This is a genomic window from Mycobacterium sp. NGS49, from assembly GCF_059812565.1.
The window spans coordinates 128,286-153,696 of record NZ_JCALCX010000006.1; the positions used below are offsets into that span (position 1 = coordinate 128,286).

The following is a 25,411-nucleotide window of genomic DNA, read 5'->3' on the forward strand; positions in this document are numbered from 1 at the left end:
AGGGAAGATGCTGGTGCGCAACAAGGTTCGGATCATCATGGGGCGGATGGCGATGCTGCTGAGCGAGGAGTCGGGCATGTCGACAGTCGAGTACGCGATCGGCACTATTGCTGCCGCGGCATTCGGTGCGATCCTGTACACCGTCGTGACCGGCGACTCGGTTGTGTCCGCGCTGAACCACATCATCGGACGTGCGTTGAGCACCAAGGTCTAGCCGGCGGTGACGGCGGCGCGAGTACCGTCGAGGCGGCCTTGGCGATCGCCGCCCTGGTGGTGGTGTTGGTGCTGTGCGTGGCCGGGCTCACCGCGGTGTCGATGCAGGTGCGCTGCGTGGACGCGGCGCGGGAAGCGGCTCGGCTGGCGGCCCGGGGCGACCAGCGCAACGCGGTGGAAGCTGCGCGCCGGATCGCGCCGCCGGGAGCCCAGCTTGAGGTTCACCATGACGGTGGCTTCCTGGTCGCCACCGTCGTGGCCCACTCAATGCTGTTGCCGGCGTTGGATATCGGGGCGCGAGCCGTCTCGGCCGCCGAGCCTGGGTGAACGGGGGTCGGCCACTGTCGTTGCGGTCGCTATGGTCGCCGTGCTGCTCGTCTTCGCGGGGGCAGGGGTGTACCTGGGGTCGGCGGTGGTGGCCCGCCACCGTGCGCAGGCGGCGGCAGATCTGGGTGCCTTGGCCGGCGCGGCCGCACTGCCGCAAGGGTATTCAGCGGCCTGCGCGCGGGTGGCGGCGGTGGCGCAAGGAATGCGGGTTGGCGGAGTCGGATGTGAGGTGGACGGGCTCGACGTGATCGTCAGCGTCGAGGTACCGGTCGCCTTCACCGGTGTCGCGCACGCTGCCGCGCGGGCGGGCCCGGCCGATGTAGTACCGGGCGCTATGCCCGCCCATTTTCACCGGTAGTGCCCAACAGCCATCCGGCGGCACCACCGATGCCCGCGGCTCCCACGATCGGCCCGATACCGGGGTTACCCCCGTTTCCGCCGCTTCCGATCAGCACGGCGTCGCCGCCGTTGCCGCCGTCGCCGCCGGTGCTACCCGGCAGATCGGCATTCCCGCCGGCGCCACCGGCGCCGCCGTTACCGAAGAGGCCGGCCTTCCCGCCGGTTCCGCCGTCGCCACCGTCGCCGACCACGATGAAGCCGCCGGATCCGCCGGATCCGCCATTACCGCCGGCGCCGATCAACAGGCCGGCATTGCCGCCGGCGCCGCCGACTCCGCCGCTGGTGCCGCTCGCGCCGCCGTTACCGCCCATCCCGCCGGTTCCGGCGAGAAACCCGGCATTGCCGCCGGCTCCGCCGGCACCACCCTGAATCCGGCCTGCCCCGCCGAAACCGCCGTCGCCACCGGCGCCGAACGCTCCCCCTCGGCCCCCGTCGCCGCCGGAACCACCCACTCCCGGCTGGCCGTTGCCGCCGGTGCCCCCGGCGCCGCCGGCGCCGAAGAACACACCGCCGCTGCCGCCGGTGCCCCCGGCCCCACCGTCGGTCCCGCCTATCCCACCTGCACCACCGAGTCCGCCGTCGCCCCACAGGAAGCCACCGGATCCGCCGTCTCCGCCGGCACCGCCGAGAATGTGACCGGACCCGCCGGCCCCACCGTTGCCGCCGGAGCCGCCGATTATGCCGCCTTGTCCGCCGGCACCGGCGGCTCCGCCGACGGTAGCCACGCCGAGACCGCCGGTACCGCCGTTTCCGCCGGCCCCGAACAGCCCGGCCGATCCGCCGGCCCCGCCGACACCCCCGGTGCTGGTGCGGCTGGCTCCGCCGGTTCCGCCGTTGCCGCCGTTGCCCCAGAGCAGGCCGGCCCCGCCCGCGCCGCCCGCACCGCCATCGGTGATCCCGGTTCCCCCGGTGCCGCCTAAGCCGCCGTTGCCGAACAAGCCACCGGTCCCGCCGGCGCCACCGGCCGCACCCGGCCCCGCGGCCAAGCCCGAACCACCGAGGCCGCCCGCGCCGCCGTTGCCGAACAGCCCCGCCGACCCGCCGTTGCCACCCTTCTGGCCGACCGCTCCGGATCCGCCGGCGCCGCCGTTGCCGAGCAGGATTCCGCCGGGTCCGCCGTCTTGCCCGGTTCCAGCCGCCCCGTTCGAGCCGTTGCCGATCAGCGGACGCCCCAGCAGCATCTGGGTGGGGGAGTTCACGGCGGCGAGGACGGCTTGCAGGGGCGACTGCAGAAGCGCCGAACCGGTGGCCTCGGCGCTGGAATAGCCGGCCGCCGCGGTGGCCACCGTCCGGATAAACCGGTCATGGAAGGCGGCTGCCTGAGCGCTGACGCTCAGATACATGTCAGCGTGTGTCTGAAATACCGCCGCGATCGCGGCCGACACCTCATCGGCGCCTGCAGTGGCCAACGCCGTAGTGGCCGCCGCCGCAGTGTTGTCAGCGACTCGCAACGTCGCACGGATCATCGCCAGGTCTGAGGCCGCCGCGGACAATGACTCCGGCGTTGCGAACACGAATGACACGCGGCCTCCCCACACGTCGTAGGCAAATCAGTTAGCACGGTATCTCGGCCGGGGCGGCACGTTCCCGGTTCGCCGCAAGCGCCGGCACAAAAGCGGGCAGCACCGACTCCGGCGAGTGTCTGCTAGCTCGATCCGGCCAGCCCGTTCTGGCCGAGTAGGCGGCCGCCCGCACCTCCGAGCCCCGCCAGGCCCGGGTTGGTGGCGGGCCCGCCATCCCCGCCGTTTCCGCCATTGCCCACCAGCCACGCGTCGCCGCCTTTGCCGCCGTCGCCGCCGGTGCTGCCGATCGCTGCCGTGATACCGCCGGCCCCACCGTTGCCGCCGTTGCCCACCAGGCCGGCCTTGCCGCCGTCGCCGCCGGCGCCCCCGTGGCCGGCAACGCTGAAACCGCCCCAGCCGCCGGCGCCGCCCGCACCGCCGAATCCGAAGAACACGCCGGCGTTGCCGCCGTGACCGCCCACTCCGCCGGCAAGGCCCGCCACGCCACCGTCTCCACCGGTGCCGCCGTCGCCCCAGAGCAGACTGGCGCCCCCGGCCCCGCCGGCGCCGCCCCGGTCGTGACCGGCACCGCCATCACCGCCGGATCCCCCGGAACCGAACAACCCGGCGGCGCCGCCGGCTCCGCCGTCGCCGCCGGTGGCGGGTTGCCCGTTGGCCCCGTCGCCACCAGCCCCGCCGGAGCCGATCAAGATCCCGCCGCGGCCACCTGCCGCGCCGCCGCCCCCGTCCTTGCCTCCAGTGCCGCCGTGCCCCCCGTCGCCGCCGGAACCGAGCAGCCCGGCCGCCCCGCCCGCTCCGCCGGTACCACCCTCGGCCGCCCGGCCGGTGCCACCGGCGCCTCCCGCGCCGCCGTCGCCGATCAGGCCGGCGGCCCCACCCGCTCCGCCGCTGCCGCCGTCCTGGCCGCCGTTGCCGCCGGTACCGCCGCTGCCCCCGGCGCCGTAGAGCAGGCCACCACGGCCCCCGGAGCCGCCCGCGCCACCAAGATCGTCGTCGGCCTGGCCACCGTTACCGCCGGCGCCGCCCGCACCAAACGCGCCGCCGCTGCCACCAGACCCGCCACTGCCCCCGACTTGATGGGCGCTGACGCCGCCCACTCCGCCGGCACCGCCACTGCCGAACCATCCGCCGGCGCCCCCGGGCCCGCCGCCGCCACCGTCACCGTCCAGCGAGCCGCCACCGGTGCCGCCGTTCCCGCCGCCGAATAACCAGCCGGCGCCACCGGCGCCGCCGGCGCCGCCGGGTCCACCCGGAAGCCCGAACCCGCCCACGCCGCCGGCACCGCCAGTGCCGAGCAGCCCTGCGGCACCGCCGTTGCCGCCCTTCTGGCCGGGCGCACCGGAGCCACCCGCCCCGCCGTTGCCGATCAAGATGCCGCCTGGGCCGCCGTCCTGCCCGGTGCCGGCTGCACCGTTGGTGCCATTACCGATCAGGGGTCTGCCCAAGAACGTCTGCGCGGACGCGTTGATGGAACCCAGTAGGTCTTGACCGGCGGCTTCAGCGCTCGCGTACGAGGCCGCGCCGGCGGTGAGGGCTCGGACGAAGTCGCTGTGGAAAGCTGCCGCGTGAGCCTGTGCTGACTGATACCCGGCGGCATACGAGTTGAAAAACTCCGCAGCGGCGGCTGAAACCTCGTCGCCGGCCGCAACCAGCAGCATGCCGGTGGGGGCTCCCGCCGCCGAGCTGGCCGCGCTGATAACCGACGCGAGACGGGACAAATCCGTCGCGGCCGCGGCGAGCAACTCCGGCGTTGCGCTCAGGAACGACACCCGATACCTCCGACTGCCAGGGCGATCGAGTCATGACAGCTCAGCGAACACGGTAGCGCGCCGTCAGCGGCGGCACCGGGTAGTTGCAGAAGACGCTGTTGAAGGGGTCAGTCCGGCTGGACAGCATGCGACAGGCCGGCGGCTACCACTTCCTCGTCCGTGGGCAGGCGGAGCGAGATCAGGCCCGCGAAAGTGTCGGGTTCAAGTTCCACCCGGTTGACCGTGACGTGTACCGGCACCCATTCGGTGTCGGTTCCGGGCAGCCGCAGCACCCGGCTGGTGGAGCCGTCAGCGAATTCCTCTGTCATGGAACGCACTACGCCTTCGTCGTCGGGATGCACCCGTTGCTTGTCGCCGTCTCCCCGCCAGTCGTAGAACGAGCACGGCTCGTCGAGCCACTTCAGCAAGGTCCAGTTCTTGAGATCGACGAGCGCGCGGTGTACACCCGCCTGCGCCAGGCCCTTGAGTATGCGCAGCGCCAGATCGTCGGTGACTATCGGCGGACCCTTGCGCTCGGCGCGCCAGTTCATCGCCCGAGCCACCAGGTGGTCGCGGCCGTCGGGGCCCGGCTCGATCGCGCTGCGCGCGGTGAAGCCGATCCGGATGGGCTCTCCCTGCCAGTCAGTGAGATCCCAGGTGCTGCAGAGTGTTTGGCCTGGCTCGGCACGCACCGCCATGGCCAGGACCTTGGTTTCGTTGGGGTTCAGTTCGCGTGACGGGAGATCCTCGGCGAAAGCTCTCCCATAGGTCACCTCGGCATCGGGGTTCTTGCCACTGTTGGCCAGCGACTCGGGGGTATCGGTAGCCACACCAAGAGTCAGATCCCACTTCAGCGGTCCAGCGACAGGGCGCTCGGGCGGCTCCTCGTTGATCGGTCCGGTCCACACGTGTACCCCGTGCATGCGGCCGTCCGACATCATCACCGGCTCGGTGCGGATCACGCGGTCGCTCTTGGGGGTGATGCTGGTCAGGGCCTGGCCGGTCTGCACCGATTCGGCAATCGCCGTCTTGACGGCCGCCAGGTACGGGCTGCGGCGCAAGAACGTGCTGATCGGTACGAGGTTCTTGAGTTGCCGTCCCTGCGCTACGACGGCAGGTTCATCCCCCAACGTCTCCACGAGCAACCAGTCGTGGCCCATGGGGCTTCAGCTTACTGACCGCGCGTCAGCACGTTGACACGGCGGGGTACGCCACCAAGTCGTCGGACCCGCCCGAGTGATGCAAGAGTCGAGCGTAAGCCCTTGCGGCAGAGGCGGATCGACTCCAAGGGGGTCGCATCGACACACCTTGCCCGGCACCGAAGGGCCGTCGCGTCGTCTGAGTGCCCCGTTGCCGGCAGAATTCCGTTCGTTCCGGGGGTAAACCCGCGCGTTGACGACGTCCGGTAGCCGGTGGAGCCCCTACCGTGAGCACGGCCTTAGCCGGCGCACGCGGCGAAGTGCAAACCTCAGCCGGCGCTGCCGCCGGGACGAAAGTGGTACGGGTGGCGGTTGTGACGTAGCCAACGTTTTTTGAGGCGCCCACCGGCACCAGTCAATTCCTATGCGGCCGAATAACTCGGGTGTGGCAGCAACGACGACATTCGCCAGGTGGGTGAGGCGGTGAGTCTGCAGTGTTTACTGTGACGTCAAATCCACTGGCGCCACAGCGTTCGCACGTACAAACAGCCTGCAGTGAACCCGCAGTTGAGTGCCGTAGTAGGTATTTAGCCGGGCAGCAACGCATCTCGGTCTACACTCGACCGATTTGTCATACCGCCAGGCGGATTCGCGCCGAAATTTTTTCGTGAAATGGCCCACTTGCATGTTGCGTTTGCTGCTGACAGCCGGGTAGTTTCTGTTCATTCGCGTTTAGGTCGTGCGACCGGATTGTGTTGCCCGGCCGGGAAAGGCAAGTCCGTGGAGGTCGACCGTCGAGGGGTCGGTCGCCATCCATCGGATTGCACAACGTAATTCGTGTTCGAGATCACTTCGAGCGCTTCTCATGCTGATCGGGCAGCATGGAACACGTTGCCTCCCAAATTGTTCGACCGGTGCGGCCGTGCCGTGTAGCTCCTGGCTGTCGTTCCGCGGCCGGATTCCGGTATTTCGGTTCCGTAAATCGTTCTCATGCAAGCTGATCGGTTGCTTCGGCGGCGTCTATCAAAGGCGCGAGAATGGCCGTACATCGCATTCCCGCGGATCGGCGACGCGTGTGCCGGCGATCGTGGCTGACGACGAATGACGCCGGGCCCGGCGCATGTCCCAGTGTCGGTGTCCCAGTGTCGGCCGGGAAACGCGCGGGCCGATGTCCCTATGAGCTGCTGATACCCGCAGCGCGTGACAGGAACCCGCCACTGCCTCCGGTGCCCGGACCGCGCTGGAAGGCGGGCGCCCCGGTGTCGTTGCCGCGTCCACCCGACCAACCGTCACCCCAGAGCCCGCCGAGTTGCGCGCTGCCGCCGGCACCGCCCCGCGAGTACACGGCGGAGGCCGCGCTGCCGGCGGCGCCACGGTCAGCCTCGATGCCGGCGGACTGGCCGGCTCCCCGGATCCCGTCCAGCCAGACACCGTTGCGCGAGCCGCCCGACCGGTGGCTGCTGCCGTCCTCGTCGACCAGTCGGCTCACGAGTCCGCCCGCCGCGGCGGCCCGGGCGGCACCGGCCGTCCAGTCCCCCTCGGGTGCGCTCGCAACGCCTGCTCGAAGCAACAGGCCACCGCCGCCACAGGCCGCGGTGGGAGCTCCCGCTTCCGTGGCCGAGCAGGCACCGGTGCCCTTGGCGGTTCCGCCGGCCGCCGGCCCGGCGGTTGCGCCTGCCGCACCGCCGCGCACATTACGGGCGCTGAACGCAGTACCGGCGGGTGCTGCGGTGGTCGCCTTCGCGGCTTCGACGTCGCCAGGGGGTGCAGGTTCGGCCGCGGGTGCGGCACCGAGCAGTTGTCGCAGGGGCGAGGAGTTGGCCGACTCGGCGGAGTCGTACGAGCTCGCGTTCGCGGTGAGCGCCCGGACGAACTGGGTGTGGAACTTCGCTGCCTGTGCGCTCAGAGTCTGGTAGCCGTGAGCATGTCCGGAAAAGAATGCCGCCACCGCGGCCGAGACCTGATCGCTGGCGGCGGCCGAGACGGCCAGGGTGGGCACCGCGGCGGTTGCATTGGAAGCGTTGAGGGTGGAACCGATGCCGGCCAGATTGCGAGCAGCTGCCGCCAAGCGTTCGGGCGACGCGCTGACAAACGACATGACACCTCCCAATCGGTCCTCCACGACAGACTCGGCCAGTGTCTGCTATCCGTCGCGTTACACGATGGATATGAGCACCGTAACGCCTTTTCGGCAAAATGTTGCCAGCGAATTTTCTGAGATTCCAGGGGCGGCAAGGAGGAGGCAAGCGTCGCTGCGACGGCCCCTCCGGATGACTGTGAATCAACAGGCTGCGGCCGGCGCAGCCAATGCCGCCGACGCTCCCCGGGGGTGCGGCCAAACCCCCGAGCCACCGCTCAGTTCCGACCCAACTCGGCCAGCACCAGTCGCAGGACCTGCACCGCGCCGGCCTTGTCCAGTGGATCGTTGCCGTTGCCACACTTGGGTGACTGCACACACGAGGGGCATCCGGTGGGGCATTCGCACGCCTGAATCGCCGCGGCGGTGGCGCCCAACCAGGTAGCAGCCCGTTGGAAGCCGCGTTCGGCGAATCCCGCCCCGCCCGGGTGGCCGTCGTAGACGAAGACGGTCGGCAGACCTTCGGGGCCGAGCGCGGTGGACAACCCGCCGATGTCACCGCGGTCGCAACTTGCCACCAACGGCAGCAATCCGATAGCGGCATGTTCGGCGGCGTGCAGCGAACCCGGTACACGCAGCAACTCGATGCCGCTGCGCTCCAAGGCATCCGGATCGATGGTGTACATGACCGCCGTGGTTGGCAGCGACTGCTCGGGCATGCTGAGCTCGATGAAGTCGATCACTTCGCCATTGCCCCGCCGGCGCAGGTACCCGACCACCTGATGGGTCACCGTCACCGGCACCAGGCCCAGCGTGACCGCTCCGAACACCGAACGCTCGCCCTGTCCGGTCACTGCGATGTCGGTGATCTCCCGCGCGAACGTGGCGTAGCCGGGCTCCTCGGCATGGACGAACGCCATGCCCTCCTCGAGGTCGAGGGAGTCGACCAGGTAGCTCTCACCCTGGTGCAGGTACACCGCGCCCGGGTGGATGGTGGCCGGAGCCTGCCCGACACCGGTGTTGCCCAGCAAGCGTCCGGTGTCCGATTCCACGATGACAATCTGACCGCCGATGGAGCCCCGAATGTCCACCGCCCCATGGGGTTCCATGCCGGGTGCCGGAAAGTACCTGCTGCCCCGCCGTTTCAGCAGTCCGTCGTCGACCAGGCTCTCGGCCACCTCCACCGCGTCCAGCGCGCGCACTTCGGCCTCGTCAAGGGGTAATTCTGTTGCCGCACAGAGCAATTGCGGACCAAGGAGATACGGATTGCGAGGGTCGATGACCACGCGCTCAACCGGCTTGTCCAACAACGCGGACGGGTGGTGTACGAGGTAGGTGTCCAGTGGGTCGTCGCGGGCGATCAGCACCACCAGCGCGCCCTGGCCCCGGCGACCGGATCGGCCGGCCTGCTGCCAGAACGACGCGACCGTTCCGGGAAAGCCGGCCAGCACCACGGCATCCAGGCCGGCGATGTCGACACCCAGTTCCAGCGCATTGGTGGTTGCCAGGCCCCGCAACCGGCCCTCGCTCAGCGCGTTCTCCAGCGCACTGCGATCCTCGGCCAGGTAACCGGCACGGTAGGAAGCCACGGCCGGCACCAGCTGGGGTGCGATGTCGTTCAGGCGGGCCTGCGCGCCCAGCGCCGTGAGCTCGGCAGCGCGGCGGGACCGCACGAAAGTGAGGGTCTGGGCGCCCTCCACGATCAAATCGGCCATCACCCGGGATGCTTCCGCGCCCGCCGACCGCCGGACCGGGGCACCGTTCTCGCCGACCAGATCCGTCAGCAGTGCCGGTTCCCACAAAGCCACGGTGCGGGCCCCTTGTGGCGAGCCGTCCTCGGTCACCTCCGTCACTGGCTGGCCGATCAACTCGGCGGCCGTGATGCCCGGTGAATCAGTGGTCGCGCTGGCGAAGATCACCGTCGGGTAGGACGAGTAGCGCGCGCACAGCCGCAACAGGCGGCGCAAGACCATCGCCACGTTGGATCCGAATACACCACGGTAGTAGTGACATTCGTCGACGACCACATAGCGCAGGCCCCGTAGCAGTACTGCCCAGCGTGGGTGGTTGCGCAGGATCGACAGGTGGATCATGTCGGGGTTGGAGAAGATCCAGCGGGAGCGCTCGCGGGCGAATCGGCGTACCTCGGTGGGGCTGTCGCCGTCGTAGGCAGTGGGCGCGACGTCGCTCAGTGCCGCGGCGGTGACCAGGGCCTGCGCCGCGCGCAACTGGTCGTGGCCCAGCGCCTTGGTGGGTGAGAGGTAAAGCACCCGGGCCCGGGCATCGCTCGCCAGTGCGTTGAGCACCGGGAGCTGGTAGGCCAGCGACTTACCCGAGGCGGTGCCGGTGCTCACCACGACGTGTCGTCCGGCGTACGCCAGTTCGGCGGCCTCCACCTGATGCGACCACGGCAGGCTGACGCCCCGGTCGGTGAACGCCCGGACCACCTCGGGGCGCGCCCATGCCGGCCAGTTCTGTGGCCGACCGGGCCGCGGCGGCAGCTCGGCCGTGTGGCGCAGCGGATGCTCGTCGGCTGCGGTGCCGGCGAGCGCGGCGGCAAGCAGTGCACTGCCGAAACTCGCCATCAGGATGCCTCTCTTGACCCCGGTGCCGCCGGGTACGGCCCCGCGGGATGACGCTGACGAAAATTCATCCGCTGATTGACCTGCTGTGGGCCACCAGTCTGCGCCCAGAGTCTGTCGCCGACGCCATGAACATGGTTGACTTAGTGCGGTCGCAGCTTCTGTGTTCGTGTAAAACTTTCGCAGGATCGACGTTGCGGTCGCGGTTCCTGCGAGGTTATCTGTCGGGTGAAGTTCCGGCGACTCCGCGAGGTATGGCGGTCGCGGCTGGCCCGGGGCACCGAAAGGCGGTGCGCCGCACCCAGAAGAAAAGGAAAGATCGAGAAATGCCACAGGGAACTGTGAAGTGGTTCAACGCGGAGAAGGGCTTTGGCTTCATCGCCCCCGAAGATGGATCCGCGGATGTTTTTGTCCACTACACGGAGATCCAAGGGACGGGCTTCCGCACCCTCGAAGAAAACCAGAAGGTCGAGTTCGAGATCGGCCACAGCCCTAAGGGCCCCCAGGCCACCGGAGTCCGCTCGCTCTGACTCGAGCAGATTCCCAAGACGGAACCCCCGGAGCAGTCCGGGGGTTTTCGTTTCCCAGGGGGTCGGCCGGGCCCGCCGCGCCGACGCGGAGCAGCCGTCGGTCCACCCGCTGGCCTACTGTCTGTGGCGTGAGCCAGCTTTCCTTCTTCACCGCGGAGTCGGTCCCGCCCGGGGTGGGGGACTTGTGCGGACTGCTGGCGGCACCCGGCCAGATCGTGCTGGTCGGTGCAGGTGCGAGGTTGTCGGTGGTGGTCGATGAATCGTGGCGTGCTGTCGCGCTGGCCGAGATGATCCGCCAGGCCGGGCTGGTCCCGGAGATCAGTCGGACCGACGAGGACCACCCGTTGGTGCGGACCGCTGCGGAACCGTCCTTGCGCAGTATCGCCACCGAATGGACGCGAGGTGCGGTGAAGACGGTGCCACCGCGCTGGTTGCCCGGTCCGCGCGAGCTGCGGGCGTGGACGCTGGCGGCCGGCAGCGTGGAGGCGGACCGCTACCTGCTCGGACTCGATCCGCACGCGCCCGACACCCACTCGCCGCTGGCGTCTGCGCTGATGAGGGTCGGGATCGCGCCCACTCTGATAGGCACCCGCGGTGCCCGTCCGGCACTTCGGATCAGTGGCCGCCGAAGGCTATCGCGCCTGGTAGAGAACGTAGGTGAGGCTCCTGATGGCGCCGAGGCGGCAGCGCAGTGGCCGCGGATCTGACCGCCCGCCGGCACGCCGTCCCAAGTGCTCGCAATGATCGCCGGTTTGCGCGCGCCTGCCCAAGGGTGCGAAATTGTCAGGTGCCCGCAGGGCGAAGGCGTGGCGGGGTGCCCACGGTTGACCGGAAATCCGGAATATCGGGGAGTCACCCTGTCATTGTTTCTGCGGGACGGTTCCGACCTGGGACCGACACAGGAGATGGAGCGTAGACGCAGTTGGTTGACCGGGCCCCCAGGAGGGCTAGCAGCGGCGGAAACGGGAGCACCCGGCGACTCGTGATCGTGGAGTCGCCCACTAAGGCGCGCAAACTCGCTGGATATCTGGGATCCAATTACATCGTCGAATCGTCTCGGGGCCACATCCGCGACCTGCCCCGGGCCGCCGCCGACGTGCCCGCGAAGTTCAAGTCCGAGCCGTGGGCCCGGCTGGGAGTCAACGTCGACGCCGACTTCGAACCGCTCTACATCATCAGTCCGGAAAAGAAGAGCACCGTCACCGAGCTCAAGGGCCTGCTCAAGGACGTCGACGAGCTCTATCTGGCGACGGATGGTGACCGGGAGGGCGAGGCGATCGCGTGGCACCTGATGGAGACCCTCAAACCACGCGTCCCGGTGAAGCGGATGGTCTTTCACGAGATCACCGAGCCGGCCATCCTGGAAGCCGCCGAAAACCCGCGGGACCTGGACATAGACCTGGTCGACGCGCAGGAAACCCGGCGCATCCTGGACCGGCTGTACGGCTATGAGGTCAGCCCGGTGCTGTGGAAGAAGGTTGCGCCGAAACTGTCGGCGGGCCGGGTCCAGTCGGTGGCCACCCGGATCATCGTGCAGCGCGAACGCGACCGGATGGCCTTCCGTAGCGCCTCCTACTGGGACATTCTGGCCAGGCTGGACGCCAGCGTCTCGGACCCACAGGCCCAGCCGCCCACCTTCACTGCGCGCCTGACCAACGTCGACGGGCTGCGGGTGGCCACCGGCCGCGACTTCGATTCGCTGGGCAAGCTGCGTAAGGCCGACGAAGTCATCGTTCTGGATGAGGCGGGCGCCACGGGAATCGCGGCAGGACTCCGTGGCGCGCAGTTGTCGGTGGCTTCTGTGGAGGAGAAGCCCTACACCCGTCGGCCCTACCCGCCGTTCATGACCTCGACACTCCAGCAGGAGGCCGGCCGCAAGCTCCGGTTCTCCTCCGAGCGCACGATGAGCATCGCGCAGCGGCTGTACGAGAACGGCTACATCACCTATATGCGTACCGACTCGACGACATTGTCGTCGTCGGCCATCAACGCCGCCCGTAACCAGGCCCGGCAGCTCTATGGCGAGGAGTATGTGTCGCCGTCGCCCCGGCAGTACACCCGCAAGGTGAAGAACGCCCAGGAGGCGCACGAGGCGATCCGTCCGGCCGGCGAGACCTTCGCCACCCCGGACGCGGTGCGCCGCGAGCTCGACGGCGACGAGTTCCGGCTCTACGAGCTGATCTGGCAGCGCACGGTGGCATCGCAGATGGCCGACGCCCGCGGCACCACGCTGAGCCTGCGGATCAACGGCCAGTCCGACGGCCGTGCGGTGGTGCTCTCGGCGAGCGGTCGGACCATCACCTTCGCCGGCTTCCTCAAGGCATACGTGGAGACCGTCGACGAGCTCGCCGGCGGCGAAGCCGATGACGCCGAAAGCCGGTTGCCTCAGCTGACGCAGGGCCAGCGGCTGGACGCCATCGAGCTGACGCCGGACGGCCACTCCACCAACCCCCCCGCGCGCTATACCGAGGCCTCTCTGGTCAAGGCGCTCGAGGAGCTGGGCATCGGCCGCCCGTCCACCTATTCGTCGATCATCAAGACCATCCAGGACCGCGGCTACGTGCACAAGAAGGGCAGCGCCCTGGTGCCGTCCTGGGTGGCATTCGCCGTGACCGGCTTGCTGGAACAGCATTTCGGCCGGCTGGTCGACTACGACTTCACCGCGGCGATGGAGGACGAACTCGACGCCATCGCCTCTGGCAATGAACGACGCACCAACTGGCTCAACAACTTTTACTTCGGTGGCGACCACGGTGTGCCGGATTCGGTGGCCCGGTCCGGCGGACTGAAGCGACTGGTAGGCGTCAATCTCGAAGGCATCGATGCCCGGGAAGTCAATTCCATCAAGCTTTTCGACGATGCCGAGGGGCGTTCCGTCTACGTGCGGGTCGGCAAGAACGGGCCGTACCTCGAGCGCACGGTGGCCGGCGAGGGCGGTGAGCCCACCCCGCAGCGGGCCAATCTCAACGACTCGCTCACCCCCGACGAGCTCACTCTCGAAGTGGCAGAAGAACTTTTCGCCACTCCGCAGGAGGGACGCGTGCTGGGCGTGGACCCGGCGACGGGCCACGAGATCGTCGCCAAGGACGGCCGGTACGGACCGTACGTGACCGAGGTCCTGCCGAAGTCCGAAGGCGACGACGGCGGTGCCGGGGCCGGAGCCAGGAAGGGCAAGAAGCCCACCGGCCCCAAGCCCCGTACCGGTTCGCTACTGCGCAGCATGGACCTGCAAACGGTGACGCTCGAGGACGCGCTGAAACTGCTGTCACTGCCGCGGGTAGTCGGTGTGGACCCGGCCTCCGGCGAGGAGATCACCGCCCAGAACGGGCGCTACGGCCCATACCTCAAGCGCGGCAACGATTCCCGGTCGCTGCAGACCGAGGATCAGATGTTCACCATCACCCTCGATGAGGCGCTCAAGATCTACTCCGAGCCCAAACGTTCTGGACGCCAAGCCGCTTCGGCGCCGCCGCTGCGTGAGCTGGGCAACGACCCGGCCTCCGGTAAGCCGATGGTGATCAAGGACGGCCGCTTCGGGCCGTATGTCACCGACGGGGAGACCAACGCCAGCCTGCGCAAGGGTGACGACGTCCTGTCGATCACCGACGAGCGGGCCGCCGAACTGCTGGCCGACCGCAGGGCGCGCGGACCGGTGAAGAGGACGGCGAAGAAGACGACGCGCAAGGCACCCGCGAAGAAGGCGCCGGCCAAGAAGGCCGCGAAGCGCAGCTAGCGGCTCACGTCGCTGGAGACTTCCTGCGAGTCGCAGGCACTCCCCGGCTCGGCCAGGTTCAACGGGCGGGCCAACTGCGTGGGCGCAGCGCGGCCACGCAGGAAGACCACCTCGCCCACGTCCCAGCACAGTGCCTCGGCGTCCAGTGCGCCGCTGACCGCGATCGCCGACGCCAGTACGTGGCCCTCCTCCAGCTTGGCCAGTTCGGTGAGCCGGGCGGCTTCGTTGACCGGGTCGCCGATGACGGTGTACTCGAAGCGGGCCTGCGCACCGATGTGGCCGGCGATGGCGCGGCCGGCCGAGACACCGATGCCGAACTCGGCAGATCCCAGCACCGGAATCAGCTCGTCGTGCAGCTCGCGCGCGGCGGCCAGCGCGGCCCCGGCGCCGTCGGGGTGTTCGATCGGTGCGCCGAAGATCGCCAGCGCGGCGTCGCCCTGGAACTTGTTGACGAACCCGCCGTGCCGGCCGACCGTGTCCACCACCACCCGGAAGAATTCGTTGAGCAGATGGACCACCTCGACGGGTGGGCGGGACGCGGCCAGCTGGGTGGAACCGACCAGGTCCACGAACAGCACCGCGACGTCGCGTTCCTGCCCCCCCAGCTCGGTGCCCCGCTCGAGTGCGCGCCGGGCCACGTCCTCGCCGACATACCGACCGAACAGGTCACGCAGCCGCTGACGCTCGGACAGGTCTCGCACCATGTCGTTGAAGCCGGACTGCAGCAGGCCCAGCTCGCTGGCGTCGTAGATCTGCATGTGCGCGTTGTAGTTACCCCGCTGCACCTCAGACAGCGCCCAGCGCAGCTGCCGCAGCGGGTCGGCGATAGACATCGAGACCAGCAGGGTGCTGGCCGCGCCGATGGCCAGTGCGGCCAGCGCCAGCAGCAGGATCGGGTTGAACAACTTATCCGGCGAGGCGTGCAGCAGGGCGATCTTGTCCGAGATCACCGCCAGCACAATGGCCAGCAGGGGCACCGCCGTGGACAGCACCCAGGTCAACATCAGCCGCAGGATGACGCCGGGCGCGCGCACGCTCTCCGGAACGCCGCTGCGCAGGGCGGCGACGGCGACCGGACGCAGCACACGCTCGGACTGCAGATAGCCGATGATCGCGGTTGCGGTCGCGCCCAGCGCGGTGGCCACCACCACGACGGGCGCGGCGTGGCGTGCCACCGACCAGCTGGCCATGATGAACACCACGCTGCCAACGGCCCAGGACGCCATGCTCGTCAGGGTGCGGTAGAACGGCATGCGCAGCGCGCGCGTGCGGGCCAGCTCGGTGGTGGACGGGTCGGCTTCGACGAGCAGGTTGTCGCGCCGTTGCCAACGGAATACGGGGACCAGCAGCTTGAGGTTCCACGCGAATCCCGCGAAGAACAGGAAGATCACCGAGCTGATGAAGATCGCGGCGTTCGGCTTCGGCAGATCACCGAGTTCGATGCGGTCATGGGGCGGCAGGCCGTAACGCAGGAATCCGAGCACGAACAGGCCGCCGATGATGTCGGCCTGCAGCATGCTCAGCGAGAACACCGGCCACGGGGTACGCACCACCCAGCGGGCGAATGCGTTGATTCGCCGGGGGAGGGTTGCTGCCATGGTCACGCACCCACCGTATCGGTCGCCGGGGACTCGCCGGAAACCCCAAAATCCCCGGCAAGTCGCGCGACGTGGGCGAAAGCTGCCGGAAGATCACGGAATTGTCGCGAAACGGATGCTGATCGGTCAACGTCGGTGGACCTCGCTACTGTTGCCGGTGATGACGGGCGTGTTTACGCGGCTGGTAGGCCAGCACGTGGTGGAAGCCGAGCTGCTGGCCGCCGTCAGGTCCGCGCGTGGTGATGCTCGGAGTGATCAGAGTCACGGAGCCGCCGGCTCCGGGAATATGACACATGCGTGGCTCATCACCGGCCCTCCCGGTTCCGGTCGGTCGGTGGCGGCCCTGTGCTTCGCCGCGGCGCTGCAGTGCACGTCAGAGGGAGAGCCGGGTTGTGGGAGTTGCCGTGCCTGCACCACGACGATGGCGGGCACCCACGCCGACGTCCGGCGGGTGATCCCGGAGGGTCTGTCCATCGGTGTGGACGAGATGCGGGGCATCGTGCAGGTCGCGTCGCGGCGCCCGACCACCGGCCGCCACCAGATCGTGGTGATCGAGGACGCCGACCGGCTGACCGAAGGCGCGGGGAACGCGCTGCTGAAGGTCGTGGAGGAACCGCCACCCTCGACGGTCTTCCTACTGTGCGCCCCGTCGGTGGACCCCGAGGACATCGCGATCACCCTGCGGTCCCGGTGCCGGCATGTGGCGCTGGTGACACCGCCCACCGAGGCGATCGCACAGGTCCTGATCGAGGGTGACGGCCTGGCCGCCGACACCGCCACCTGGGCGGCCTCGGTCAGCGGCGGACACGTCGGCCGGGCGCGCCGGCTGGCCACTGACCCGGAGGCCAGGCAGCGACGCGAGCAGGCTTTGGAGCTGGTTCGTGACGCCGCGCGGCCGGCACGCACCTACGCCGCCGCCGAAGAGTTGGTGGTGGCCGCCGAAGCGGAGGCGGTGGCGCTGACCGCCGGACGCGCCGAGGCCGAGACGGAAGAACTGCGCACCGCGCTGGGAGCGGGCGGCACCGGGAAGGGTGCGGCCGGGGCGATGCGCGGCGCAGCGGGTGCGATCAAGGACCTGGAGCGACGGCAGAAGTCCCGCCAGACCAGGGCCTCGCGTGATGCCCTGGACCGGGCACTGATCGACCTGGCCACGTACTTCCGGGATGCGCTGGTGGTTTCAGCGAAAGCGGGCGATATCCGGCCATACCACCCCGACATGGTCGACCGGGTGGCTGCGTTGGCCGCGCACGCCGCCCCCGAGCGGCTGCTGCGCTGCATCGAGGCGGTGCTGGAATGCCGCGAAGCGCTGGCCATCAACGTCAAGCCCAAGTTCGCCGTCGACGCCATGGTCGCCACCATCGGGCAGGAACTGCGCTGACCGGGCCCTCTGACTTGGGCCGGTTGGCCCGGCTGCCGTAGACTCGTGCCGCCCGCGAGGGCACGCCGCCTTAGCTCAGTCGGTAGAGCGATTCACTCGTAATGAATAGGTCAGGAGTTCGATTCTCCTAGGCGGCTCCGTGTCGGATCCCCTTTCTGCGGTAGCAGTGCCGCGCCCCGTCCATAATCAAAGGTCGTTCCCGGGACGGGTGTGAGAGGCGGACGAAACGGCATGTCGCTGCTGCTGGTTTCCCCGGAAGTGCTGCCGGCCGCGACGGCGGACTTGGCGGTTATCGGTTCGGGCCTGGATGACGCCCGCCTGGCCGCCGCGGGGCCGACGTCGTTGCTCGCCGCTGCCGCCGCAGACGAGATATCTGAATCGGTAGCGGCAATGTTCGCCGAATACGGCCGGCAATATCAGGCGTTCAGCGCGCTGACCGGCACATGGCTGCAGCAGTTCGGACGGTCAATCCAGGCGGCGGCGCAGTCCTATGGGTCTGGCGAGGCGGCGAACTCGTCGCTGTTGGCCGGTACCGCGAGAGAAAGAGCCACGGGGTTCATCCGCCGCCAGTTCGCGATCTACGACCTCCGGGACTGGCGCGGCTGGGCCGCGCTGCTGCTGGACTACACCTGGGGTGCGCCTGGCACGGCGTTGGGGTACGGCGTGCAAATCGTCAACGAGTTCATCCCGAATTCCAACTACGACCCCGCCCTCAGTGCCCTCGCCGGGTCTCACGTCTACCGCGGCGGCGTCGGACTGTCGGGCTTTGCCACCACCTTCGGCAACGTCACCAGCAACCTCGGCACCGGCCCGAAGGCCGATGACTTGATGCTCAACCACGAAGCGTTGCATGTCTGGCAGAACCGAGTGTTCGGCCCGCTGTTCGCGGCCAGCTATTACGCGTGGACGGTCGGGGGATCCGTGGTCGGAACGGGGTACGGGTTGTTGCACCCCGAGCAGGACCTGTACCGCGTGATCGCGACGGTGGCCTACTACAACAATCCCTGGGAGGTGTCGGCCTACCGCAACGACGGCGCCTGGCCGCCAAGTGGGGCGATCCCCGGACTGCTCTGGCCGTTCTAGCTCAGGCGAACTTGGCGGGGCGCTTGTTCAAGAAGGCGTCGATGCCCTCCTGCCCGTCGGGGCTGCCGGCGCAGGCTGCGATCATGCGCCCCTCGAGCTCCATCTGGTCCTCGAGGCCGCTGCTGAAACTGGTCAGCATGAGCCTTTTCACCGATGAACTGGAAAGCCTTGCCGCAGCACTCAAGTCAGTTACCAGAGCGTCTGCGCGGTCGGCCAGCGCGGTGTCCGGGACAACCTCGGTGACCAGGCCCCATTGGGCCGCCTCCGTCGCCGACAATCGCCGGTTGGTCAACATCAGCTCTTGCGTGCGCCGCACTCCGATCAGCCGCGGCAGGTAGTACGACGAACTGCCGTCCGGGCTCAGCCCGGCCTTGGTGTAGGCCATCGTGAATGACGCCGATTCGGCGGCCAGGACGAGATCGCCGATCAGGGCGAGGCTGAACCCGGCCCCCGCCGCCGCGCCGTTGACCGCGATGATCAGGACGGCATCCATGCGGGCGAACGTCGAGATCGCCCGGTGCAGGTCGTCGGCCAGACCCTTCACGAACCGGCCCGGACCCAGCGGCGAGAGCGCCATCGCCCGCAAGTCGCCTCCCGCACAGAAGAATCGCCCGCTACCGGTGAGCAGCACCACCTTCGTCCCTGCGACATCGCAACGCCTCGCCGCGTCCAGCAACTCGCGGGCCAGCACATCGTTGATGCTGTTCGCGGCCTCCGGCCGGTTCAGTGCGATGCGCGTGACCGGCCCGTCTGCGGCGAAGTCGAGGGTGTCGTAGGTAGTCATGCCTGGATGCTAATCGGACGCTGGACTACCCACGTCTCGCGTCAGCCGGCAGGTCCGGGTAGGCCGACCGCGCCGAAGATCGCGCCCTTGGCGCCCCCGGGCCCGCCGCTGCCGCCCGCCGCGGTGCCGATGGGCACACCTGGGACTCCGCCGGCCCCGCCGTCGCCGCCGGTGCCCAGCAACTTGGCCGATCCGCCGGCCCCGCCGTCGCCGCCGTTGCCGCCGGACCCGCCGGTGCCGCCGATTCCGCCCGCGCCGCCGCCTCCGGCGATGCCCCCGGTGCCCACCCAGCCCGCGTCACCTCCGTGGCCGCCGGCGCCGCCGGTACCGCCGACGCCCGCCGCGGTCCCCGCGGCGCCGCCGCCCTGGCCGCCGAAGCCACCGACCCCGCCATTGCCGTAAACCAGGCCGGCCGCGCCTCCGGCTCCGCCCGCACCGCCGTTGCCGCCCACCCCGCTACCGCCGTCAGGTCCGCCGGTGCCACCGTCGCCGCCGTTGCCCCCGCCGCCGAACAGCACACCGCCTTGACCGCCGGCACCGCCGCCGCCGCCGGTCCCGCTCAGCGCGCCGGTTCCACCCGCCCCGCCGGCACCGCCGAAGCCGATCAGCCGGGCGGCACCGCCGGCGCCGCCACTGCCGCCGACACCCCCTAGGCCCCCGCGGCCGCCGTTGCCCAGCAGCCAGCCGCCGTTGCCGCCGGCGCCTCCGGACGCTCCGCTGCCGCCGTTGCCGCCCGTGCCGCCATTGCCGATCAGGCCCGCATCGCCACCGGCACCACCGGCCTGACCGCCGGCCCCGGCGGCGCCGTTGCCGCCGTCGCCGAACAGCAATCCGCCGGCCCCGCCGGCCCCGCCGGGCACCGTCGCATCGGAGCCGTTACCGATCAGCGGGCGCCCCAGCAGCGACTGCGTAGGCGCGTTGATGAGGTCGAGCACCGGCTGCAGGGTGCCGGCGTTCACGGACTCGGCGGCCGCGTACTGAGCGGCGCCCGAGGTCAACAGCTGCACGAAGCGCTGGTGAACCGCATCAAGCTGGGCGCCGAGTGCCTGATACTGCCGGGCGTGCTCGGAGAACAGCGCGGCCACCGCAGTCGAAATGTCGTCTCCGGCGGCGGCCAGCAGGCTGGTCGTCGGTACCGCGGCGGTCGCATTGGCCGCCCTCAGTCCGGCCGCCACTCCCGCCAGATCCGTTGTCGCCGAAAACATCAACTCCGGAACCGCAAACAGGTGCGACAACGCTGCCCTCCAGCATGACGATGGACACTAACGGTATCGCTCCCGCGGGCCGAAATGTTTCAGCGACGCCGCCGAGGTCAGGGTGACAGCGGCGCCAGGAAACCCACCGGTCCCGAGGCGAGGCACAAGGACAGCGCAGCGGTGTTGGCCCGGACGGTGATCGCGTCCCCGGCGCCCGGCAGCCGGGCGTAGACGCGGTTCAGTCCCGGGTGAACCGGCACCTTGACCTCCGGCCCCTCGGAGAGGGCCAGCATCACCGAGCCGTCGGTGTTGCCCAGGTAGTTCAGTTCGACGGTCCAGTCGGCTGGCAGCAGCGGTCCATCCAGGACCAGTCTTGCGGGTTGGTCGGGCTGCGCGAAGTAGCCGCAATTCGGGATGGGGCCGGGGACGATGGTCCGGACCCAGGTGACCCGGGCCTCGACCAACCGGCCCTTGCTGTTCAGCATCCGCAATCGCGTTGTCGTTGAGTCGAAGTCGGGTCTGTTCCGAAGCAGAGCGAACATGTGGCTGGCCAGGTTCTCCGGCCAGGCCACCCGCTGCAGCACCAGTGGGTCGACTTCCTGATCCAACAGCGCAGCGTCAGCGGCCGCCAGGCCGGCCTCGGCGTTCTTCAGGTAGGGCTCTGCCGGGTTGTCGCGCCACGACTCGAGGAACGAAGCGGTCGAATACAGGCTGCTGGCCGCAAACAGCAGGCCCACTACGGTGGTCAGCGCGGTGCGCGGCCGGGACGCGTCCAGCCACCCCGACGAGACGCGGTTCGGTGCAGTGAACGCCACAGCGGCCAGCAGCGCCAGCACGAAAACGAGGTCGGGAAAATACCGCAGCGTCTGGGCGAGTTCCAGCGCGGTGAACCGCGACGACCGCATCAGGTAGATCGGCACCTGGCAGGCGACCGCATAACCGGCCGCGGTCAGCCACACCAACCCCACACGCTGCTTACGGATCAGCGAAACAGCCAGCGCAGCAACCAGAACCAGCCACCCGAGCCACATCACCGGCAGCGGCGGCGTGGCCCAAGGTGAGGCCGGTGCCCAGCGCGCCCAGTCCCAGGGACCGCCGGCCAGCCCCGGCACGATCCCGTGCGTGACGGACCGGCGCAGCAGCGCCCACGTCATCGCCAGATCCGAGCTCCAGCGCCGCTGATTCACCACCGCGAGGTACAGCGCCGTCCAGCAGGCGGTCAGTGCCAGCGACGCCACCCACAACCGGATGCCCGCGCGCCATGCTGTCCGGAGCGCGGCCGGTTCGCCCCGGACATGGCGCATCAGCGCAACCACCGCGAAGGCGACGAACGGGATCACCGCGGCCTTCTCGAAGAACAGCAGGCCGCCGAGATAGACCAGGACACCGGTGACGGCATAACGCTGGTTGCCGGTGCGGACCAGCAGCACGGCGTCGGCGCAGACCCAGGCCAGTGCCGCCAGCATGGGCAGCGAGTTCAGTGCCGCCGCCCACCACGCGAACGCCGGTACCCCCAACGGGGTGAACAGGGCGAAAGTCAGCGGGACCAGGAGCACCGGGCGCCGGCCCAGGATCACCCACAGCGCCCGCAACAACGCCAGCGATGCGAGCAGTTGCAGCACCACTAGACTGATCGCGGGCGCGGTCCACACCAGCGGCGCCAGCCGGATGATCCCCCCGGCCACCAGGAAGGCGCCCGGCATGACATGCCCGTCGTGGTCGTCGAACAGGTACGACGGCGACAACAGGCCCTGGGTACCGGCGCGGCCGATCAGAATCAAATCGTCCCAATAGAAATAGCCGCCGAACGCCAGCACGGCACGAACGCCCAGCTGCGCCGCGATCAGCGCGGCTGCCACCACGACGACTCGGTATGGTGGGCCGGTGCGAGCACTGGTCACCGGGGCAGCCGGTTTCATCGGGTCGACGCTAGTCGACCGTCTTCTGGCCGACGGCCACACGGTGGTGAGCCTGGACAACTTCGCGACCGGGCGCGCGACCAACCTGGAGCACCTGGCCGACCACCCCGGGCACGTCTTCGTCGAGGCCGACATCGTGCAGTCGGACCTGGACGCGATCCTGCACGAGCACCAGCCGGAAGTGGTGTTCCACCTGGCGGCGCAGATCGACGTCCGGCACTCGGTGGCCAATCCGCAGTTCGACGCCTCGGTCAACGTGATCGGCACCATCCGGCTGGCCGAGGCGGCGCGGCGCGCGCAGGTACGCAAAGTGGTGCACACCTCGTCGGGCGGGTCCATCTACGGCGTTCCGCCGCGTTACCCCACCAAGGAGTCCGATCCCGCTGATCCTGCTTCGCCGTATGCCGCGGGTAAGGTGTCCGGCGAGATCTACCTCAACACCTTTCGTCACCTGTACGGGCTGGATTGCTCGCACATCGCGCCGGCCAACGTCTACGGGCCGCGCCAGGACCCGCACGGCGAGGCCGGCGTGGTGGCCATCTTCGCGCAGGCGCTCCTGGAAGGTAAGCCCACCAAGGTCTTCGGCGACGGCAGCAACACCCGCGACTACGTGTTCGTCGACGACGTCGTCGACGCCTTCGTCAAGGCGTCCGGGGCTGCCGGCGGTGGGCAGCGCTTCAACGTCGGGACCGGTGTCGAGACCTCGGACCGTGAACTGCACACCGCCGTCGCGGCCGCGGTCGGCGGCCCGGACGACCCGGAGTTCCACCCGCCGCGACTAGGCGACCTGAAGCGCTCATGCCTCGACATCGGCTTGGCCGCAGAGGTTTTGGGCTGGCAGCCGCAAGTGGAATTGCAGGAGGGTGTGCGTCGCACGGTCGACTACTTCCGGCACAGACACTGAGCCGCGCGGCGCTACAGGCGACCGGCGACCGCGTCCAGGAAGGGATGCTCGTCTCCGGCTTCGAGGTAGTCGGCCGGCGGGCGCCAGTCGATCCTGCCCATCTTGCCGGCGAACAACCCGTAGCCGATCAGCTCCTGCAGCCGGGGCTCGAAGCGGCGCACCAACTCTCGCGGGATACTGAGCTGCTGGTTCACCTGCTGTCGCACGAATCCCGCGCAGAAGTTGACCGTCAGAGCCGGACGGGGCCCGTCGGTGCGATTTGCCGCCGCGGTGTGCCACAGGCTGCCGTTCCAGACCAGGGCGTCGCCGGCTTTGGTCTCCATCGGCTTGCCCTCCGGGTAGGGCGGCGACGGATACTCCTTCCAGCGGTGGGAGCCGGGCACCACCTGGGTGGCGCCGTTGTCGGCGGTGAAGTCGCACAGTGCGATCAGCGCGTTGCACAACAGCGGCTGATGCGGCCGCGGCAGCGGATACATTTCGTCGTCGCAGTGCAGGCGCTGGGCGACCGCACCGGGCAGTTGGTTGCTCGTCATGCACCACGACAGCAGGCAATCGTCGCCGAGTACGCCTTCGATCACCGGCAGCAGTTTGGGATGAACCGGCAGCTTCTCGTATCGAGAACCGTGCAACAGCAGATTGTCGATGCGCACCCAGTCGTGGTCACCCCGGGTGACCGGCTTGAGACCGGGCCACGGCAGACCCTTGACAACGGTGGTGGAGTTGGCGATGACCGTCGGCAACTCCCGCTCCAGGCGCCGGGTATCCGCGAGGTACTCGGCGACTGATTCAGCGTCGAGGACGTCCTCGACGACGGTGTAGCCGAACTCGTCGATCTCGCCGACATGGTGCTCGACCGAGGAGTCCTGGTCCATCAGGCCGGCAGCAAATCCTTTTCCGACTCGCCCTCGTCGCGATCGTCGTCTGACATGATTTCGTCGGGGTCGGGCATGATGCCTCCAGTGGGTTGGGTTCGGATATCTGGCAATGTAGTCACTTCTCGCGTCGGGTGGAAGAGCCAAGTTTGCCCGCCGCTGCGCGGGTTCGCCGGCGGGTTCGCACGGCGGCAAGCGCGGTCACAAGACCCTGCCGACGGCCAGCTGCCGGTCTCGAGTTCGACAACGCCGGTGAGAGCTGCGCGAACATCTTCTCGCTGCGCGTCTCCGGGGCGTTGTCCGCGGTGTCGATCAACCACGAGTTGGGCAGCGAGAGCTTGGCGACCGTGCGCCACGACTTGGCGTATTGGATGGCGAACGAGCCGGTGGTGTACGGCAGGTCGTACTTGTGGCAAATCTGTTGTACCCTAACGGCGATCTCGGCGAGACGGTTGCTGGGTAGGTCGGGGTAGAGGTGGTGCTCGATCTGGTAGCAAAGGTTGCCGGTCAGGAACGCCAAGAGCCGTCCAGCCTTGATATCGGCGCTGCCGAGGATCTGCCGCAGATACCATTGCCCCTTCTTCTCGTCGTCGAGATCCCGCTCGGTGAACTTGTCGGCGCCATCAGGAAAGTGACCGCAGAACACCACCGCGTATGTCCATGCGTTACGGATGGCGTTGGCCGTCACATTGGCGGTTACGGTCGACCGGACGGTCGCCCAGGGCGACAGGGACGTCAGCAGCGGGATCGCGACGTAATCCTTGACCACCTGATTGCCGGCCTTGAAAACCCGCTGCCGTAGTGATGCCCTGGCGCGCGGGTTCTGTGCGTCGAACAGCTCGTGCACCTCCGAGCGACTGTGTTGCAGCGCGACTCCCCATTCGAATCCGAGCGTGAGCATCGCGTTGAGCAACACATTGCCGATGTGGTACCAGCGCCAGCGCTGATCCCGGGTAACTCGGAGGAACCCATAGCCGACGTCGTTGTCACGGCCGAGCACATTGGTGTACTTGTGATGCTGGAAGTTGTGGGTGAACCGCCAGTGTGCCGCGGTGCCCGCCATATCCCATTCCCAGGACGACGAGTGGATCTCGGGATCGTTCATCCAATCCCACTGCCCGTGCATGACGTTGTGGCCGATCTCCATGTTCTCGATGATCTTGGCCAAACCCAGGGTTGCCGCCCCGGCCCACCACGCCATGGGCCGGCTGCCGCCGGCCAGGATCAGTCGGCCCGCAAGGTCGAGCGCGCGCTGGCCGGCGATGGCGCGATGGATGTAGCGAGCATCACGTTCACCGAGCGAGTCTTCGATCTCGGCGCGAACCGCATCTAGCTCAACGGCCAGGCTTTCGATGTCGTCGTCGGTGAGATGGGCGAACATCAACAGCTCCGAGATTGCCATCACT

Annotated in this window: 20 protein-coding genes and 1 tRNA gene; 10 read left to right on the top strand and 11 right to left on the bottom strand. The window is 69.0% G+C overall.

Annotation, left to right across the window (positions count from 1 at the left end; genetic code table 11):
* Positions 1-7: 7 nt before the first annotated feature.
* The 3 genes from AC5Y7D_RS08170 to AC5Y7D_RS08180 are packed head-to-tail and all read left to right on the top strand — an operon-like array spanning position 8 to position 898.
* Positions 8-214, top strand: coding sequence for a DUF4244 domain-containing protein (locus tag AC5Y7D_RS08170; RefSeq protein ID WP_499922939.1), 207 nt, complete (start codon positions 8-10; stop codon positions 212-214).
* Between the two features lie 38 nt (positions 215-252).
* On the top strand, positions 253-540 hold the full coding sequence (locus AC5Y7D_RS08175) for a TadE family type IV pilus minor pilin (protein ID WP_499922940.1): 288 nt from the start codon (positions 253-255) through the stop codon (positions 538-540).
* A gap of 31 nt (positions 541-571) precedes the next feature.
* Entirely contained in the window at positions 572-898 is a 327-nt protein-coding gene (locus tag AC5Y7D_RS08180; protein ID WP_499922941.1) for an Rv3654c family TadE-like protein, read from the top strand.
* Here AC5Y7D_RS08180 and AC5Y7D_RS08185 read toward each other — a convergent pair.
* The 5 genes from AC5Y7D_RS08185 to AC5Y7D_RS08205 form a co-directional block, all read right to left on the bottom strand.
* A complete protein-coding gene (locus tag AC5Y7D_RS08185) occupies positions 873-2,462 on the bottom strand; it encodes a PE family protein (RefSeq protein WP_499922942.1) in 1,590 nt (529 codons plus the stop codon). The two genes, AC5Y7D_RS08180 and AC5Y7D_RS08185, sit on opposite strands and share 26 nt — an antisense overlap.
* A 122-nt stretch (positions 2,463-2,584) precedes the next feature.
* The gene (locus AC5Y7D_RS08190) at positions 2,585-4,231 is read right to left on the bottom strand and encodes a PE family protein (RefSeq protein WP_499922943.1); all 1,647 of its coding nucleotides are present in this window, start codon (positions 4,229-4,231) and stop codon (positions 2,585-2,587) included.
* Between the two features lie 107 nt (positions 4,232-4,338).
* Entirely contained in the window at positions 4,339-5,370 is a 1,032-nt protein-coding gene (locus tag AC5Y7D_RS08195; RefSeq protein WP_499922944.1) for a PAS domain-containing protein, read from the bottom strand.
* Positions 5,371-6,523: 1,153 nt separating this feature from the next.
* The gene (locus tag AC5Y7D_RS08200; RefSeq protein ID WP_499922945.1) at positions 6,524-7,447 is read right to left on the bottom strand and encodes a PE family protein; all 924 of its coding nucleotides are present in this window, start codon (positions 7,445-7,447) and stop codon (positions 6,524-6,526) included.
* A 257-nt stretch (positions 7,448-7,704) separates the two neighbouring features.
* Complete coding sequence (locus tag AC5Y7D_RS08205; RefSeq protein WP_499922949.1) at positions 7,705-10,011, bottom strand: DEAD/DEAH box helicase; 2,307 nt, start codon at positions 10,009-10,011, stop codon at positions 7,705-7,707.
* Positions 10,012-10,334: 323 nt separating this feature from the next.
* Between AC5Y7D_RS08205 and cspA the strand changes: the two genes are divergently transcribed.
* From cspA to topA, 3 genes are all read left to right on the top strand, one after another.
* On the top strand, positions 10,335-10,538 hold the full coding sequence (gene cspA / locus AC5Y7D_RS08210; protein WP_003419650.1) for a cold shock protein CspA: 204 nt from the start codon (positions 10,335-10,337) through the stop codon (positions 10,536-10,538).
* Between the two features lie 128 nt (positions 10,539-10,666).
* Positions 10,667-11,245 carry a hypothetical protein gene (locus tag AC5Y7D_RS08215; RefSeq protein ID WP_499922952.1) on the top strand — a complete coding sequence of 193 codons (579 nt, stop codon included), beginning with the start codon at positions 10,667-10,669 and terminating at the stop codon, positions 11,243-11,245.
* 215 nt (positions 11,246-11,460) lie between these two features.
* Complete coding sequence (topA, locus tag AC5Y7D_RS08220) at positions 11,461-14,271, top strand: type I DNA topoisomerase (protein WP_499922954.1); 2,811 nt, start codon at positions 11,461-11,463, stop codon at positions 14,269-14,271.
* Here topA and AC5Y7D_RS08225 read toward each other — a convergent pair.
* Positions 14,268-15,869 (bottom strand): adenylate/guanylate cyclase domain-containing protein, encoded by a 1,602-nt coding sequence (locus AC5Y7D_RS08225; RefSeq protein WP_499923195.1) that lies wholly within the window; start codon positions 15,867-15,869, stop codon positions 14,268-14,270. The two genes, topA and AC5Y7D_RS08225, sit on opposite strands and share 4 nt — an antisense overlap.
* A 160-nt stretch (positions 15,870-16,029) precedes the next feature.
* Here AC5Y7D_RS08225 and AC5Y7D_RS08230 point away from each other — a divergent pair, with 160 nt between their 5' ends.
* From AC5Y7D_RS08230 to AC5Y7D_RS08240, 3 genes are all read left to right on the top strand, one after another.
* Positions 16,030-17,247, top strand: coding sequence for a DNA polymerase III subunit delta' (locus tag AC5Y7D_RS08230; protein WP_499922957.1), 1,218 nt, complete (start codon positions 16,030-16,032; stop codon positions 17,245-17,247).
* Between the two features lie 64 nt (positions 17,248-17,311).
* Positions 17,312-17,384: transfer RNA gene (locus tag AC5Y7D_RS08235), tRNA-Thr, on the top strand.
* A 94-nt stretch (positions 17,385-17,478) separates the two neighbouring features.
* Complete coding sequence (locus AC5Y7D_RS08240) at positions 17,479-18,330, top strand: PE family protein (RefSeq protein ID WP_499922962.1); 852 nt, start codon at positions 17,479-17,481, stop codon at positions 18,328-18,330.
* Between the two features lies 1 nt (position 18,331).
* On the opposite strand, the gene AC5Y7D_RS08245 is transcribed toward AC5Y7D_RS08240, so the two are convergent.
* From AC5Y7D_RS08245 to AC5Y7D_RS08255, 3 genes are all read right to left on the bottom strand, one after another.
* Positions 18,332-19,114: an enoyl-CoA hydratase/isomerase family protein gene (locus AC5Y7D_RS08245; RefSeq protein WP_499922965.1), complete on the bottom strand. Its 783-nt coding sequence runs from the start codon at positions 19,112-19,114 to the stop codon at positions 18,332-18,334.
* 41 nt (positions 19,115-19,155) lie between these two features.
* Positions 19,156-20,349, bottom strand: a complete 1,194-nt coding sequence (locus AC5Y7D_RS08250; protein ID WP_499922967.1) for a PE family protein — start codon at positions 20,347-20,349, stop codon at positions 19,156-19,158.
* Between the two features lie 77 nt (positions 20,350-20,426).
* Entirely contained in the window at positions 20,427-22,229 is a 1,803-nt protein-coding gene (locus AC5Y7D_RS08255) for a hypothetical protein (protein ID WP_499922969.1), read from the bottom strand.
* On the opposite strand from AC5Y7D_RS08255, the gene AC5Y7D_RS08260 reads away from it, so the two are divergent.
* Complete coding sequence (locus AC5Y7D_RS08260) at positions 22,195-23,133, top strand: NAD-dependent epimerase/dehydratase family protein (RefSeq protein WP_499922971.1); 939 nt, start codon at positions 22,195-22,197, stop codon at positions 23,131-23,133. The genes AC5Y7D_RS08255 and AC5Y7D_RS08260 overlap by 35 nt on opposite strands.
* 11 nt (positions 23,134-23,144) lie before the next feature.
* On the opposite strand, the gene AC5Y7D_RS08265 is transcribed toward AC5Y7D_RS08260, so the two are convergent.
* The gene (locus AC5Y7D_RS08265) at positions 23,145-24,005 is read right to left on the bottom strand and encodes a phytanoyl-CoA dioxygenase family protein (protein ID WP_499922972.1); all 861 of its coding nucleotides are present in this window, start codon (positions 24,003-24,005) and stop codon (positions 23,145-23,147) included.
* A gap of 118 nt (positions 24,006-24,123) precedes the next feature.
* Positions 24,124-25,407 (bottom strand): fatty acid desaturase family protein, encoded by a 1,284-nt coding sequence (locus AC5Y7D_RS08270; RefSeq protein WP_499922974.1) that lies wholly within the window; start codon positions 25,405-25,407, stop codon positions 24,124-24,126.
* Positions 25,408-25,411 lie beyond the last annotated feature (4 nt).

Excerpts from the sequence above, each read along its gene's own strand:
- AC5Y7D_RS08170 (WP_499922939.1), top strand. The coding sequence starts at position 8 with ATGCTGGTGCGCAACAAGGTTCGGATCATCATGGGGCGGATGGCGATG.
- AC5Y7D_RS08180 (WP_499922941.1), top strand. The coding sequence starts at position 572 with ATGGTCGCCGTGCTGCTCGTCTTCGCGGGGGCAGGGGTGTACCTGGGG.
- AC5Y7D_RS08195 (WP_499922944.1), bottom strand. The coding sequence starts at position 5,370 with ATGGGCCACGACTGGTTGCTCGTGGAGACGTTGGGGGATGAACCTGCC.
- AC5Y7D_RS08200 (WP_499922945.1), bottom strand. The coding sequence starts at position 7,447 with ATGTCGTTTGTCAGCGCGTCGCCCGAACGCTTGGCGGCAGCTGCTCGC.
- AC5Y7D_RS08205 (WP_499922949.1), bottom strand. The coding sequence starts at position 10,011 with ATGGCGAGTTTCGGCAGTGCACTGCTTGCCGCCGCGCTCGCCGGCACC.
- cspA (WP_003419650.1), top strand. The coding sequence starts at position 10,335 with ATGCCACAGGGAACTGTGAAGTGGTTCAACGCGGAGAAGGGCTTTGGC.
- AC5Y7D_RS08225 (WP_499923195.1), bottom strand. The coding sequence starts at position 15,869 with ATGGCAGCAACCCTCCCCCGGCGAATCAACGCATTCGCCCGCTGGGTG.
- AC5Y7D_RS08230 (WP_499922957.1), top strand. The coding sequence starts at position 16,030 with ATGACGGGCGTGTTTACGCGGCTGGTAGGCCAGCACGTGGTGGAAGCC.
- AC5Y7D_RS08240 (WP_499922962.1), top strand. The coding sequence starts at position 17,479 with ATGTCGCTGCTGCTGGTTTCCCCGGAAGTGCTGCCGGCCGCGACGGCG.
- AC5Y7D_RS08245 (WP_499922965.1), bottom strand. The coding sequence starts at position 19,114 with ATGACTACCTACGACACCCTCGACTTCGCCGCAGACGGGCCGGTCACG.
- AC5Y7D_RS08255 (WP_499922969.1), bottom strand. The coding sequence starts at position 22,229 with ATGAAACCGGCTGCCCCGGTGACCAGTGCTCGCACCGGCCCACCATAC.
- AC5Y7D_RS08265 (WP_499922972.1), bottom strand. The coding sequence starts at position 24,005 with ATGGACCAGGACTCCTCGGTCGAGCACCATGTCGGCGAGATCGACGAG.
- AC5Y7D_RS08270 (WP_499922974.1), bottom strand. The coding sequence starts at position 25,407 with ATGGCAATCTCGGAGCTGTTGATGTTCGCCCATCTCACCGACGACGAC.